The sequence below is a fragment of the Pyxidicoccus sp. M6 genome (assembly GCF_055568925.1).
The window spans coordinates 7,987,093-8,000,503 of record NZ_CM145714.1 but is presented as its reverse complement, the minus strand read 5'-3'; the positions used below and the strand labels follow the sequence as shown (position 1 = coordinate 8,000,503).

The 13,411-nt window shown below is 73.0% G+C and carries 9 protein-coding genes; all 9 read right to left on the bottom strand.

Annotated features, from left to right (window positions below; genetic code table 11):
* Window positions 1–5: 5 nt before the first annotated feature.
* Window positions 6–989 carry a sulfotransferase family protein gene (locus tag ACVTJA_RS31510; protein ID WP_465825221.1) on the bottom strand — a complete coding sequence of 328 codons (984 nt, stop codon included), beginning with the start codon at window positions 987–989 and terminating at the stop codon, window positions 6–8.
* Entirely contained in the window at window positions 986–1,192 is a 207-nt protein-coding gene (locus tag ACVTJA_RS31505; protein WP_465825220.1) for a Nif11-like leader peptide family natural product precursor, read from the bottom strand. The genes ACVTJA_RS31510 and ACVTJA_RS31505 overlap by 4 nt, the downstream gene beginning before the upstream one ends.
* Window positions 1,182–1,769 carry an aspartyl/asparaginyl beta-hydroxylase domain-containing protein gene (locus ACVTJA_RS31500; RefSeq protein ID WP_465825219.1) on the bottom strand — a complete coding sequence of 196 codons (588 nt, stop codon included), beginning with the start codon at window positions 1,767–1,769 and terminating at the stop codon, window positions 1,182–1,184. Before ACVTJA_RS31500 ends, ACVTJA_RS31505 begins: the two co-directional genes overlap by 11 nt.
* A gap of 66 nt (window positions 1,770–1,835) precedes the next feature.
* Window positions 1,836–3,635, bottom strand: a complete 1,800-nt coding sequence (locus tag ACVTJA_RS31495; RefSeq protein ID WP_465825218.1) for a diguanylate cyclase domain-containing protein — start codon at window positions 3,633–3,635, stop codon at window positions 1,836–1,838.
* 51 nt (window positions 3,636–3,686) lie between these two features.
* Window positions 3,687–5,102, bottom strand: coding sequence for a CHASE2 domain-containing protein (locus ACVTJA_RS31490; RefSeq protein WP_465825217.1), 1,416 nt, complete (start codon window positions 5,100–5,102; stop codon window positions 3,687–3,689).
* 73 nt (window positions 5,103–5,175) lie between these two features.
* A complete protein-coding gene (locus ACVTJA_RS31485) occupies window positions 5,176–7,113 on the bottom strand; it encodes a hypothetical protein (protein WP_465825216.1) in 1,938 nt (645 codons plus the stop codon).
* Between the two features lie 15 nt (window positions 7,114–7,128).
* Window positions 7,129–7,677 carry a hypothetical protein gene (locus tag ACVTJA_RS31480; RefSeq protein ID WP_465825215.1) on the bottom strand — a complete coding sequence of 183 codons (549 nt, stop codon included), beginning with the start codon at window positions 7,675–7,677 and terminating at the stop codon, window positions 7,129–7,131.
* A gap of 22 nt (window positions 7,678–7,699) precedes the next feature.
* The gene (locus ACVTJA_RS31475) at window positions 7,700–11,806 is read right to left on the bottom strand and encodes a phage tail protein (RefSeq protein WP_465825214.1); all 4,107 of its coding nucleotides are present in this window, start codon (window positions 11,804–11,806) and stop codon (window positions 7,700–7,702) included.
* Window positions 11,803–13,410 (bottom strand): putative baseplate assembly protein, encoded by a 1,608-nt coding sequence (locus tag ACVTJA_RS31470; protein ID WP_465825213.1) that lies wholly within the window; start codon window positions 13,408–13,410, stop codon window positions 11,803–11,805. The genes ACVTJA_RS31475 and ACVTJA_RS31470 overlap by 4 nt, the downstream gene beginning before the upstream one ends.
* Between the last annotated feature and the right edge of the window lies 1 nt (window position 13,411).

Below are 13,411 nucleotides of genomic sequence, written 5' to 3'. Positions count from 1 at the left end.
CGCGTTCAGCCGCGAAGGCGCTCGGCCTCCAGCGCGTCGTAGACGGGGCGGATGTGGCGCTCCGCCATCTCGCGCGACAGGGCGGTGGCCCGGCGTGCCTTCTCCTCGGTGTCGTCCGCGAAGGGCACCACGGGGTTCTTCGCGTTCCGCTCCGCGGCGGTGCGCAGGCGCTCGGAGTCCTCCGGTGACAGCTCCAGTCCGAAGAGGTCCGTGAGGAGCGCCGCTCCCTCCGTGGCGAGCTGCCGATAGTCCAGCAGTCGCGCCGGTCCCTGGCGCTCCCGATAGCCGTGCAGCCCCGCCTCGCACAGTCGAGCCAGCACGCGGGAGCCGTACTCCTCCAGCGGCATTCCCTCCAGTGCCCCCGGCTCCAGCCCCAGCAACGCGGGCTCCAGGATGCCCGGCAGCATGTGCGCGCCCCGGTGGTTCTGGTGCGAGGCCAGCACCTCCACCGGCTCTCGGTAGAGGAACAGCCACGGCACGCCGGGAAACGCCCGCTGGAGCAGCGGCAGTTCCAGGATGTGCCATGCGTCCAGCTTGAGGAACACCGCCTCTTCCTCCGGGTTGCGCCGCTGACCGAGCGCGCCCACCACCGCGCGCAGCCACTCAATCCGCTGCGCCTCCGTGATGCCGGGCACGTGCAGGTGGGCGCGAAGCACCCTGTCTACCGGCCCGGCCTCGGAGAGGACGACGTGGCGCGGGAGTGCCGCGAGCAGTTGCGCCAGCAGCGTGGAGCCACAGCGCGACATGTGGAAGACGAGCCCTCGCACCGGCAGCCCGGGCCGCTCGGCATGACGCCGCACCAGCTCGTCCATGGATGTCTGGTGCCGGAAGAGCAGGGCGAAGGGGTGGCGGAACCGGCGCTCCAGCGTCTGGTCGAAGAACGGGTCCGTGAAGCGCTGCGTGCCCAGGTGGCACCACTCCACGCGCGGCTCGCCGTCCGCGAAGAGGACACGGCAGGGCACCCAACCCTCCAGCCGCGCGTCGCTCATACCCACCGCTCCAGCCACGTCCGCCGGGCGGCGCGCATCGCCTCCCGCACTTCCTCCTCGGTGAAATGACATCCGCGCTCGGCGCCGAGCTTTCGCGCCAGGGCGATGAAGGCCGGCACGTCCGCCGTCTCCTTCAGCGCGTCCTGCAATGCCACGTCTTCCAGCACGAGCCGGCGGAATCGCTCGAAGCCGTCAGGCGGCATGAACGATGGCCCTGGAGAAGACGGCGCGCAGCCAGTCATCCACCACGCAGTCCATCACCAGGTGGACGCGGTCCGTGGCGCTGGGGTTCTCCACCCGGTGGGGGAGGTTGAAGTTGAGGTACCAGCAGTCACCGGGCTCGAGCACCACGCGCCGGCCCGAGAGGAAGAAGGCCACGTCGGGGTGCGTGACGATGGGGACGTGGAGCCGCACCTCGCCGTCCTCGAAGCCGAGGTTGTAGTCGGTGTGCTCGCGGATGACGGCGCCCGCCGCGAGCTTCAGCAGCCTCGCCGAGCCGATGGGGCACTGGAACGTGGACAGCACCTCGCGGAAGGCGGGGCACCGCGCGAGCAGCGGCGTGTCCGCGTAGCGCTCCCGGCCGGTGGGGTCGGGGTAGATGCGCCCTTCCTCGCCGCCAATGGACCGCAGCGGCACGCCGCTCCACTCGCCCTCGTAGTTGCGCTTGTTGAAGTGCGGCACCCAGATGTCGGGGCCCAGCCGCGCCAGCTCCTCCTGGAGCCAGGCCGCGTCGAAGGAGAAGGGAAGGCGGAGTCGGTCGGGCACCACGAACGAGGGCATGCGGCCTCCACTCCCGCGAGGACGTGCGGAAGCGTACCCCCTTCATACACCGGCTCGCGGCGCGGCTCACCCGGGGTGCTTGGCCCGGTGCTCCGCCTTCGACCGAGTCAGCGCGGCCTCGGCCCGGGCCAGCGTGCTCTGGGGGTCCTCCTCGCCTTCCACCGAAACCGTGGCGGACACCACCTCCGGCGCGCCGTGCACGGCCTGGAGTTGCTGCCGCAGGCCTTCCGCGCCCGAGGCATCCACGCCGGGGAGCGCGCCCAGCAGCGTGCCTCCCTCCCACCGCACGGCGAAGCCCGTCCGAGCGCACAGGGACTCCAGCCGGCGGGCCACCTCGCGCAGCGCGGCATCCCCCGCGTCGAAGCCTCGCGTGGTGTTGAGCCGGCCCAGCCCCACCAGGTCCACCAGGAGCAGGCTGAAGGGCAGCCCGTCGCGACGGCAGCGGCCAATCTCGCGCAGCACCCGCTCCTCGCCCGCGCGCCGTGTGTCCAGGCCCGTCAGCGCGTCCACGCGCAACATCCGCTCACGCTCTTCACGGGGCGAGGGCGTGCCGCCCAGGTCAACGAGCGTGAGGAACTGCGCCACGCCGCCGGGTACCGGAAAGGGCCGCGCCATCCAGCGCAGCCGCCGGGGCTGGGGGCGCTCCAGCGTGACGGTGAGGTGCAGTCCTCGCGAGGACTCGGAGGCCAGGTCGAGCTGCCGCAGAGCGGCCGCCGGGTCCGCCGTCAGCCCGGCCACGTGCTGACAGAAGGCCTCCAGCGTCAGTCCAGGGATTCGCTCGGCCGGCAGGCCCAGCCATTCCGACAGCGCGGCGTTGCCCGCGAAGGGGCGGCGTCCCGGGGCCACGAGCAGCACCGGGACATCAATCGCCTGCACCGCCTCCGCCAGCACCGCCAGCGCCGTGTCCTCCGTGAGGGCCGGCGCCTTCGCGACACCCGCGAGCTCGGGGGCCTGCGCCGGTTGCCGTGCGCGGACCTTCTGCTCCAGGTCCTCCGCCACGCGCCGGGCCAGCTCGCGCAGGGCCGCCAGGTCCTCCGAGCCGAGCACCAGCGGCCGCGTGTCGATGACGCACAGCGAGCCGAGCACCTCTCCGGTGGACGTGAGCAGCGGTGCGCCCGCATAGCTGCCAACGATTCCATCGCGCACCAGCGGGTTGTCGCGGAACACCGGGTGGCGCGTGGCGTCCGGCACCACCAGCGGCTCGCGGCCCTGCACCACGTGGTGGCAGAAGGCCCAGTCCCGAGGGGTCCCCCTGTCCTTCGCGAGCGAGGGCGGCAGCCCCACGTGCGCCTTGAACCATTGCCGGTCCCCGAGGACGAGCGACAGCAACGCCACGGGGACGCCGAAGGCCTGCGCCACCTCGGAGACGAGTTGCTGAAGCTCCGCGTCCGGAGGCCCTTCGTCCACCAGCCGCATCGATTCGATGCGCGCCAGCCGCTGGCGCTCCTGGTCCACCGTGGGCTCCGCGGCGTCGGGCAGGGCGGAGCGCTGGCCGTCCAGCACGCGCTTCAGGGTGTCCCGCACCCGCTCCGGCGTGGCGCGCCGGCTGAGGAGCGCGTGGATGCCCAGCACGTCCTTGAGCTGCCAGGCCCGCACGCGCAACTCATCGAAGGCCGTCACCACCACCACCGCCGTGGCGGCGGCGTCCTCACGCTCGCGCAGCCACGTCAGCAGCGTGAAGCCATCCACGCGAGGCAGCGCCAGGTCGGTGATGAGCAGGCGGGGCGAGCCGCGCTGGCGCACCGTCTCCTGCGCGTCCGCGCCGTCGCGGGCCGCCACGCCTTCGAGCCCCTCACCCCGGACGAGGGCGAGGAGCACGGCGGCGCGGCTCGGGTCGGGCTCGGCGATGAGGGCGTACGGAGCCATGCCTCTCGGATGCTGCCACGGAACTCGTGTCGCGGGGACTCCCGGGCGTGGCTACTCCGACGTCGAGCCCGTCGCCTGGGGATAGCGGGCGAACAGCCGGCGCAGGGCGCTACGCTGCCGGCCCAGCTCCTCACCGCGCGCCACGGCGTCCACCACCAGCATCAGCAGCAGGCCCACCCACGCGGGCACCAGCGGCACCACCCAGCCCGGGTCCGCGGCCATCCAGCCCACCAGGGCTCCATGCAGCACGGCGAGCAGCAGCGCCCACCCGAGCATCGCGCGCAGCGAGCGCGCACGGCGGCACAGCAGCGCGAAGGCCAGCAGCACCGCCGCCGTCTCCAGCACGCCCGTCATCGCCACCACGCCCGACGAGCGCAGCAGCCGGCCCGAGCGCAGGTTGTCCAGGGCAAAGGCGTGAATCTCCACGCCCGGCACGGCCACCTGTCCGGGCAGCGTGCTCTGGCCGTGCAACCCCGCCGCGGTGACGCCCACGAAGACCGTCTTCCCACGCAGCGCCAGGTCCAACCCCACCGAGCCCGGCTCCGCGGTGAGCACATCCGCCAGGCTCACCCGGGGCAGCCAGTCCGGAGCCGGCAGCCGCATCAGCGGCGCCCCATGGTCGAGCGACGCGAGCCTCAGCAGCGACGCGGAGCGCTCCGGCATCAACTGCAGCGCGGTGGCCAGCGCCAGCGAAGGCCACGCCCGGCCCGCGACATTCACCGCGTACGGATAGCGGCGGATGACGCCATCTCCGTCCACCCACATGTTCAACGTCCCGCTGCCTCGCGCCGCGAGCCGCAGCGGAGCGATGCTCCCCGCCACCGACGGCGCCTTCAGCCGCAGCGCCTCCACGGGGAGGGACAGGGCCAGGGGCTGGCCCGGGGCACCCTCCTCCATCGGCGCCATCACCGGCATGTCCCCCGTCAGCGCCGCTGCGCCGAGGATGACGCCCGTTCCTTCCGAGAGCGCCTCCGCCAGCCGCGCGTCTCCGTCCTGCTCATGCAGCCGCGCCTCCAGGCGGGACACCAACGCCGCCCCCGCGGGCTGCGCCGCGAGGCCCGAGTCCTGGAGCGCCTCCAGCACCTCCTCGCCCAGCTCCAGCGCATCGCGAGGCCCGGGCTGGTCGAACACCACGTCCACCGCCACCGCCGCGGGCCGCTGTGCCGCGAGCGCTCGGAAGGCCCGGGCCCATGTCGCGCGGGACAGCGGCCAGCGCTCCCCGAGCGCCGCCAGCGTCCGGTCATCCACCTCCACCAGCACGAGGTCCGCGCTCTTCGGCACGCCGGGCAACCACCGGCTCACCGCCGTGTCATACAGCGCGCGCTCCAGGAAGCCCGGCGCACCGCCCGCCACCGCAGTGACGACGGCCATCAGCACGCCCACCAGCGCGCCCAGCGTCCGCCACAGCGCGGTGCGCGGGCGACGGGGGCTGGGACCCGCGGTGGGCTCGGAGGGACTTGGGGACATGGCTGGGGACGCGTCCGGGCGCATCATGCGTGCCCGGTCCGCCCCGCGCAATCAGTCCCTCCCGGTGCTCACTTCAGATGGCGTTGAAGACCTGCTTGAAGAAGATGTTCTGAGAGCCGCCGCCCCGCGAGCTCTGCCAGAAGACCCAGGTCGAACGGTCCGGCGCCTGGGTCGCGAACGGCGTGTCGTCCGCGCTGGTGTCGGTGGACACGGTCAGTTGCCGCACGAGTCCCCATCTGCCGTCGGCTGGCTCGCGACGGACGTAGAACACACGGCCCGGTGTCCCCCGGGCGAAGTAGAGCCACAGCCCGCCGTACGCGTCCTCCACCGCGGTCGGGTTGAAATCATCACCGACGACGGTGAACGGCAGGGCCTGCGCGGGCTCCCAGGCACCGGCCGCGAAGCGCGCCATCATCAACCCCGTGGGGCCCCGCCAGAAGCCGAAGACAGGCCCGGCCTTCGTCGGAAGGATGAAGGGCTGCGGATCGCCCGACGTGTTCGCGTCGAACAGGGGCGAGTTGTTGGCGACCACGCCCGTCACCGGGTCCAGCGAGAGCGCGAACACCTTGTCGTTGTCGTTGGAGCCTATCGCCCAGAGGCGGCCGTCCTCCGCCACGGCCGCGTGCAGGAAGCCCAGGACCTGCTCGGGAGAGAGGACGACCGGGTTTGCGTCCAGCCAGGTGTTGTCCGTGTGCCGCAGGCGGCGGAACTTCCAGAGCAGTTCGGTGCTCGTGCCCCCCGCGTAGATGAACACGGCCACGTTGCCGCTCACGAACACCATGGGGGCTGCCTCGAACTGGGTGGTGTTCGCCACCTGCTGCTCGGGCGCGGTCGCCAGCCCGGAGTAGGGGGCGCGCTTGTAGAGCGCGTTGATTTCGAACGGGGTGGTGCTCGTGATTTCACTGTAGCTGACGATGACATCCCCATCCGGCAGCACCGCGAGGAACGGCGGGTATGGGTGGTTGGTGGTGGCGCTGACCTGCACGGGCGCGGGGTCGAATCCGCCGGGGATGTTGCTCAGCGACAACCGGCTCATGAACACCTGGTAGTCACTGCCCACCCCCGGAGAGAGCCACGCCGCCAGCACCCCGTTGCTCTTATCGAAGGCGAACCCGCGCATCATGATCTGCTGGCTGGTACTCGGTGCGAGTCTCGTCTCCTGCGTGCCGGGGAGCTCTCCCCTCAGCAGCGCATTGATGGCGGCCCGGAGGTTGATGGCCGGGCGGTCCAGCCCCTGGCGGTAGCGGTCCGCCGTGGTGCCCAGCGCGTCCTCGATGAGCGTCGCCGACGGGAGGAAGAGCCGGCGGGCGCGCAGGTCCACCACGTCGGAGCTGGCCACGTTGGGGCTGGTGGTGCGGCGGAGCACCCGGGCGAGCGCGTAGTAGCTGTGGCCCGCCAGGTAGTCCGGGTCCGCGGGAGTGGTGAGCCTGGGCACGGTGGCGGACACCCGCGCGCGCACCACCCACTCGCGCTTGAGACGGGCGCAGCTCTCGGTGCCCAGGCCGGGGAACAGCAGCGAGGGGTCCTCGGCGGGCGTGAGCAGCCGGTCCCAGACATCCACGTAGATGAGCACCTCGCCATTCAGGCCGGGCAGCTCCGGCACGGTGGGCACGCCCAGGGCGGCGGCCCGGGCCGCGGCGCCGGGCTGGCTGACGTGGAGCGACTGCTGGCGGAAGCGCAGGTCCGCGTCGATGAGGATGTCGCGCCCGTCCACCAGGAGGCGGCCGATGTCGCGCAGCGCGTGCTCCACCGGGTCCGTGGACAGCACCGCGGGCGGCGTCCCGGCGCTGATGAGGAAGTCGTTGGCCTGATTCTGCCCCACCACCCGGAAGCCGTCGGTGCCCTCGGGGATGCCGTCGCCGATGAACCACTTCAGGAAGGCGCGGAGCTCGAACCTGCGGATGTCCTCCAGCTCGTTCCAGTCCGCGTCCACGATGGGGACGCCCTGCTGGAGCCGGCAGCCGATGTGGCGCTTCAAGGGACGGAAGGTGTCGGCGGAGATGATTGCCATGTGAGGAGCCTCGGTTCAGAAGACCAGCCAGATGGTCCGTTCCAGCGTGCTGGTGGGGTCCTTGTTGATGACCAGGTGGGTGACGTAGTTGAGGAGCACGTTCACCCCGTTGAGCCGCGCCACCAGGCCGAACTCGCGGAGGGCGGAGGTGGTGTGGTTCGCGTCCGGCCACGGGGGGAGGTTGGGCCCCAGCGTCACCTTGATCTGCAGCCGGTTGGTGGGCGTGGTGGAGACGGTGGCCCCGTCCAGGAAGTTGATCTGGAACGCGGGCCCCGGGTTGGGGACGAGGAAGGCATTCGGGTCCACCAGCGCCGTCTGCGCCGGGGTGGCCGGAGGCGGCCCGGTGACATCCCACGCGGCGAGCCCCGCTCCCACCGCGAGCCCCAGGATGCCCGCGGTGGTGGTGGGCGTTCCCGCCAGGAAGCCGGCCAGCACCCGGCGGCAGTCCGCGACGATGGAGTTGTTGCGCCAGCCGTGGTCCCAGACCACGTCGCCGTGCGCGTCGCGGAGCACGTCCCTGAACATCCCCTTCAGCCCCAGCGTGGGGCGGTCCTCGAGACTCATTCGCGCGAGCTCCTCGGTCAGGTCATTCCGGTGGTGGGTAGTAGGTCCGGCGCCGGAGCGTGGTGGGGTCGGCGGGGTCCGCCGACACGTCTCCGACGTCGTTGGAGTGCAGGACGTCCCAGCCGGGCAGCGCCGCCGCCGCCGCGTCGGTGATGGGGCCGGGGTACGTTTCGATGAAGGGGTGGTTGTCGGCGTAGCTCTCCACGATGTCCGCGCCGGGCGGGTAGACGAGCTCGATGACCGGCTCCGGCCTGACGATGACCACCGCCCGCGCGTTGATGGGCAGGAAGCGCTCCAGCAGCGCGCGCAGCCGCGACACCTCGTCGGCGGTGATTTCGTTGCCGACCTTTCCGCGGCTCAGGTACAGGCCCAGCGTGCCGCGCGTGTAGAGGTCCTCGTCGGTCAGCGTCTCCTCGGGCGTGCCCCGCGGCTTCTGCGGCGTGTATGAGAGCTGGTCTCCCAGCTCGCGGCGGGCGCGGTTGCGCACCAGGTCGTCCAACGCGACGGAGGTGGAGCCGGAGTGGCGGCGCAGCGCGCCCGGGTCCGGGACGCGCGCGGAGCGGGCCGTGGAGAAGGCCGGCGCCGGGGCCTCGGCTTGCGACAGCGCGACGTTCCGGTCGCTCCGGAAGGCGAGCCACGGCGTGTTGCCGGAAAGGACGAGCGGCGCGGGCGCCCTGTCCCTCGCCGCGTCCGCGGGCAGCGCGTTGAGCGCGCCGGGCACGCCCGTCGAGGACAGCGTGAGCCAGTGGAGCCCCTCGCCGCCCGAGCGGTCGGAGCGGAAGAAGACGCGCAGCCCGCTCGCGGCCCCCGGTACGGCGGACGGCTCGCGGTCGGCGGCGCGGCCCCCGACGGGCGCCGTGGTGACGGCCGCCTCGTCCGTCCACGTCAGCGTCGTTGCATCGAAGCGCCGCTGCCGCACCGTCCAGGTCTCACTCGGCCCCAGGTCCTCGCGCCGGCTCCAGATCAGCCACGCCCCCGCGAGCAGACCGGACACCAACGACGGCTCGACGTTGGCGCCCCCGGCGGAGGCGGCGGCGCGGGGCGTGGACCAGACGCCGGAGAAGTGGCGCACGTCCAGCGAGGGAAGCCCCTCGGCGGTCCCCACCTTCCGCCAGAACCCGTCCGCTCCGAGGTACGCCGCGCCCGCCGGCGTGGCCACCCAGACCTCTCCCGTGGGCGAGGCCCAGACGGAGCGGATGTCATTGGAGGGCAGGCCGTTCGCCGTGCCCACGACGTCCCAGGGTTCCTCGCCGCGGCGGATGGCCAGTCCGGCGGAGGTGGCCACCAGCACCGCGCCTCGGGTGTCGAACGCGATGGCCCGGAGGGCCGCCCCGCCCGGAAGCCCGGTGACGCGCGCGAAGACGCCCGCGCGCAGCACGCTCAGTCCGGCGGCGGTGGCCACCCATGGCGTCCCCGTCTCGTCGAGCGCCACCGCGAGGACGTCCGACGACGGCAGCCCTCGGGAGGCCGCCGTCCACGTGGTGAGGGCACCGTCCGGGCTCCGCCGCGCGAGGCCGCCGCCGGTGGCCAGCCACACCGTCCCGTCCGGCTGGAGGGCCACGCGACGCACGTCGTTGGAGGGCAGGCCCTGCGCGGTGGTGAGGACGACGAGGCCGCTCGTGGCCGGCCGGAGCACCGCGCCCCCCGCGGTGGCCAGCCACACCCCGCCGCCCGGCTCGAAGCAGGCATCGCGCACGTCATTGGACGGAAGGCCCGAGCCCGTGTTGACGACGCCCACGGTGTTGTTCGTCCGGTAGAGCGCCAGGCCGGCCGCCGTGGCGAAGGCCCAGGTGCCGTCCGCGTCGAGCGACACGGCCCGGATGTCGTTGGAGGGCAGCCCCTGCGCGCTCGTGAGCAGGGTGACGGTGCCGTTCTCCGCGCGCACGGCGACGCCCGCCGCGGTGGCAATGGCATGCTTCCCCGTCCACAGCGCGAGCCACACCTTCCAGGGCGGGCCCTGGTGACTGGCCCACGCCAGGCGCAGGCCGCCCACGGTGGCATCCCACGCCGCCGAGAGGCCCGCGTGGCGGCCGGGGAGAACCTGGGGCAGCCAGCCCTCGCGGCTCCAGTCGAGCGTGTCATCGAAGGCGCCGCGCGCCGGGCCCGCCGCCTCCGGCCCGAAGCCCAGCGCGCGCGCCGCCGTGGACTGGGACAGGTCCACCCAGAGGCGCGTGGCGTCGCCGGTGAGCAGCGTCTCCAGCCGGAGCGAGCCATCCGCTTCGACCACCGGCCTGACGTGGAAGAGCTGCGAGGAGAGGGCGACAGACACCTCGGCCGCCGTGGCGCGCGCGGGGTTGGCGTAGTCCGAGGCGTTGACGGTGAAGACCTCGGCCCCGCCTGGACCCGTGGAGCCCACCACCAGCCGCGTCCCGGGCGTCAGGGCGAAGGGCGCGCGGCGCGTGCCCTGGAGGCGGGCCGGCGTCCCCGCGCGCACCTTCCCCAGCGCGAAGCGGTGGCGGGCCTCGCCTGCCTCCGGAGCGTCGAGCCACGAGAGGAAGACGCGGCCGTCCGGCAGGGCCGCGGCGGCGGGAGCGCCACGTGACGTCGTGGTGGCGCCGAGCGCGACGCGCGCGGGGCGCCACACGTCATCCACCCGCGCCTTGTAGAGGATGCGCCCCACGACCTCGCGCGGCACGTCCTGGCGCGTTCCAGGCGGGCTCGCCGCGGTCTCCAGCGGAGGACGCTCGGGCGGCGCGGCGGCGTCCCGGGCCTCGAAGAAGAGCCAGCTTCGCGCGGCGCCCTGGTTGAAGGCGCTGAGGCGGCCGGCGGGCGAGGCCTCCAGCGACAGCAGCGAGCCGGACTCCCGCAGCACGCGCAGGGACGAGGCCGGGCCCACGCTCTTGGTCGCGAGCCGCACCCGGCCGCCCACCGCGGTGGCCACCAGTTGGTCGTGTGCGGCGGAGAGCGCGGCGGCGACCTCGGCCGCGGTGGCGGCCCCCATCGTCGCGAAGTCACCCGGCGCGAGGCGCACCGTGGACGGCAGCCCTCCGTCCACCGCGACGGTGAGGGTGGCGCCGGGGAACAAGGCGAAGGGCTCGGTGCCCGTCCCCAGCAACTGCGCGGGCGCGCTGCCGCCGCCCGAGGCGTCGTCGTTGCCGGGTCCGAAGCCGAGCAGCGGCGCGGAGTCGTCTGCGCCGAACCACTGCGTGCCGCGCTCCGCCGAGGCGAAGAGGTTGTACCGGGGCGCCTGGTGGGAGCGGAAGACGTGCTGCGCCAGCTCCACCACCTGGCTGGACCAGCCTGTGTACTGCGTCACCAGCGCCCGGAGGCCGGGGATGGTGCCGATGGTGGGGTAGAGCCTCGCGGCCGTGCGGATTTCGTTCCGGTGCCGCGCGGCGCTCGCGCTCTGGTCCAGGTCCCAACCAATCCATTTCGCGAGGAGCGGGAGGAAGCGCGCATCCACCGCGTCCACGTCGTGCAGCCGCCGCAGCGCCTCCGCGCTGGAGCGGATGGAGCTGAGCGCCGTCCCGAACAGGTCCACCATGCGGCGCAGCTGCCCGGAGCGGCCCGCCATCTCCGGGACGGTGTCGTCGCCGGGCGTACTGGGGCGCGTCACCACGTCGTGCCGCCGGTAGATTTCCGGCAGCATCTCGTAGAGCGTGCGGCCCATGCCGTGGTTCTCGGCGGGCGTCGCGGTGGAGCGGTAGGGCTCCGGTGGAGTGTCCGCCGTGAGCGCCGGGCTGAAGAGCTGGTAGTAGTACGTCTCTCCCGGTGAGAGGGCGTCGGGCTGGCCGCCCAGGTCCAGGAGCTCCACGCGCTGCGAGAGCGTGCGACCGTCCTCGTCCAGCACCTGCGTGAGGGTGCGGCGTGCGACTTCCGTGTTGCGGCCGTTGAAGGGGCGGGCCACGGACAGCACGCTCACCACCCGCCGCGTGCCGTCCTCGCGCTCCTCCCAGCCGGGCAGCTCGGTGACGAGCGCGAGCGGGTCCGCGGGCGGGAAGTCGTTGCTGTCATAGACGACGTACGGGTCCGGCGTCGTGGCGACGTACTCGAAGTCGCGCAGCTTCCGGCGGAGGACGACGCGGGGCACGTTGGCCAGCGTCTCGCCCTCCTCGGGCCAGAACTCCCAGGCCACGCGGATGCGCCGGCCCACGAGGTCTCCGCTCGCCTGGAACCCGACAATCCTCACCGGGTCGCCTCCTGCATGCGGACCTTCAGCTCGCCCAGCCCGGCAATCTCGAACTCACCCACGTCGATGCGCCCCTCGGGCGCCACGTCCACCAGCAGGCCCCGGCGGACGAACTCCGGCAACTGGTCCAGCGGGGGCAGCGAGGCCTGGCGCAGCTTCTGGTCCAGGTCCTCCGCCTGCGTCAGGTGCCGGAGGAAGCGGGTGATGGTGACGGCCTGGACGCCGGGCACGGCCTCGATGCGCGCGTAGATGTCGCTCAGGAAGACCGTCTGCCCGAAGTCCACGTTGGCGAACGCGAGCACGTCCTTCACCGCCGCCTCCACCGCCTGGCGGACGGCGTCGGCGTGGAAGTGGCGGTCGAAGACGACGTCCGCGCTCAGGTCCACGGGCACGAAGGTGGCGTCCAGCACGTCGACGAAGGTCCCCGCCATCCGCCGGGCCTCGAAGTACGCGATGAGCCGCCGCCGCAGGTCCTCGGGTACGGGGCGCACGGTGTCGCCCTCCGGTGCCACGTACAGCTCCACCACGTTCCACCCGCGGCTGCGCGCGCGCACCTTGGCCACGCCGCCCGCGCGGTGCGCCTGGGCCACGTAGTCGTCCAGCGTGACGGCGCGCTGGCCGGAGCGGAAAGCCAGCGGGCCGAAGCGCACCGCGTTCGCCAGGGACTCGTGGTCGGTGCCGCCCGCGGCCGGCAGCAGGTTGGTGACGGACTCCACGAGCGAAGACAGGCTCGCCGTCCGCACGCGATTGATGGCCCCGGCGGGGACGTTCCCCGCCGCGCCGCCGCCCACCCGGTACGTCGCGCGCAGGTTGTTCACGCCCATGGGCGGGCGCCGCCCGTAGACGCCGTCTCCGAAGCGGACGCTCGCGCGGTCCTCCTCGTCGAACTGGATGTAGTAGTGGCGCGACTCCGGCGTGGAGAGGCTGGGCCGGCCGTCACCGGAGTCGTGATAGAGCAGGCTCTCCCGCCGGTCCCACTTCACCCAGCCGGCGCCGCCCTCGTTCACCTCCACCACCAGCGAGTCGAGGATGAGGGGCGAGCGCGCCAGCGTGAAGGCCTGGTTGGGCTCCCCCGTGGACGAGCCGATGATCTCCACCGCGCCCGACGCGCTCTGGGTGACGGGCAGCCCGTCATAGACGCGCCGGTTGCCGGTGATGACCTGCACCTGGTCGGAATTCAAATCCACGGTGAACGTGGGCCCGAGGTACTCGAAGAGGATTTCGCCGGCGGTGCCGCGCGCGGAGAACTGCGCGCCGTTGGGAATGGTCACCACCGGGGACCCTGAGGGCGGCCGGAAGATGAGGCGCAGGTCCGCGGAGGCGGGCGCGGGCGGGGCCAGCTCGTAGGCGAGCAGCCTGAGCAGGTGCATCACGCTCCGGCGCTCGGACGCGGTGTGGAGGAAGCTCTCCGCGGCGATGCGGTCCTGGTAGTAGAGGACCACGTCGCCCATGTACGAGAACATGTCCACCAGCAGGACGCCCAGGTCCGCCGGTGAGCGGTCGCTCCACTCCGGGAGCCGGTACCGCGCCAGCTCCAGCAGCGCCTGCCGGAGCGAGGCGTAGTCCTTGTTGGTGTAGTCGATGGGCAGGGGCGCGGACGCCATG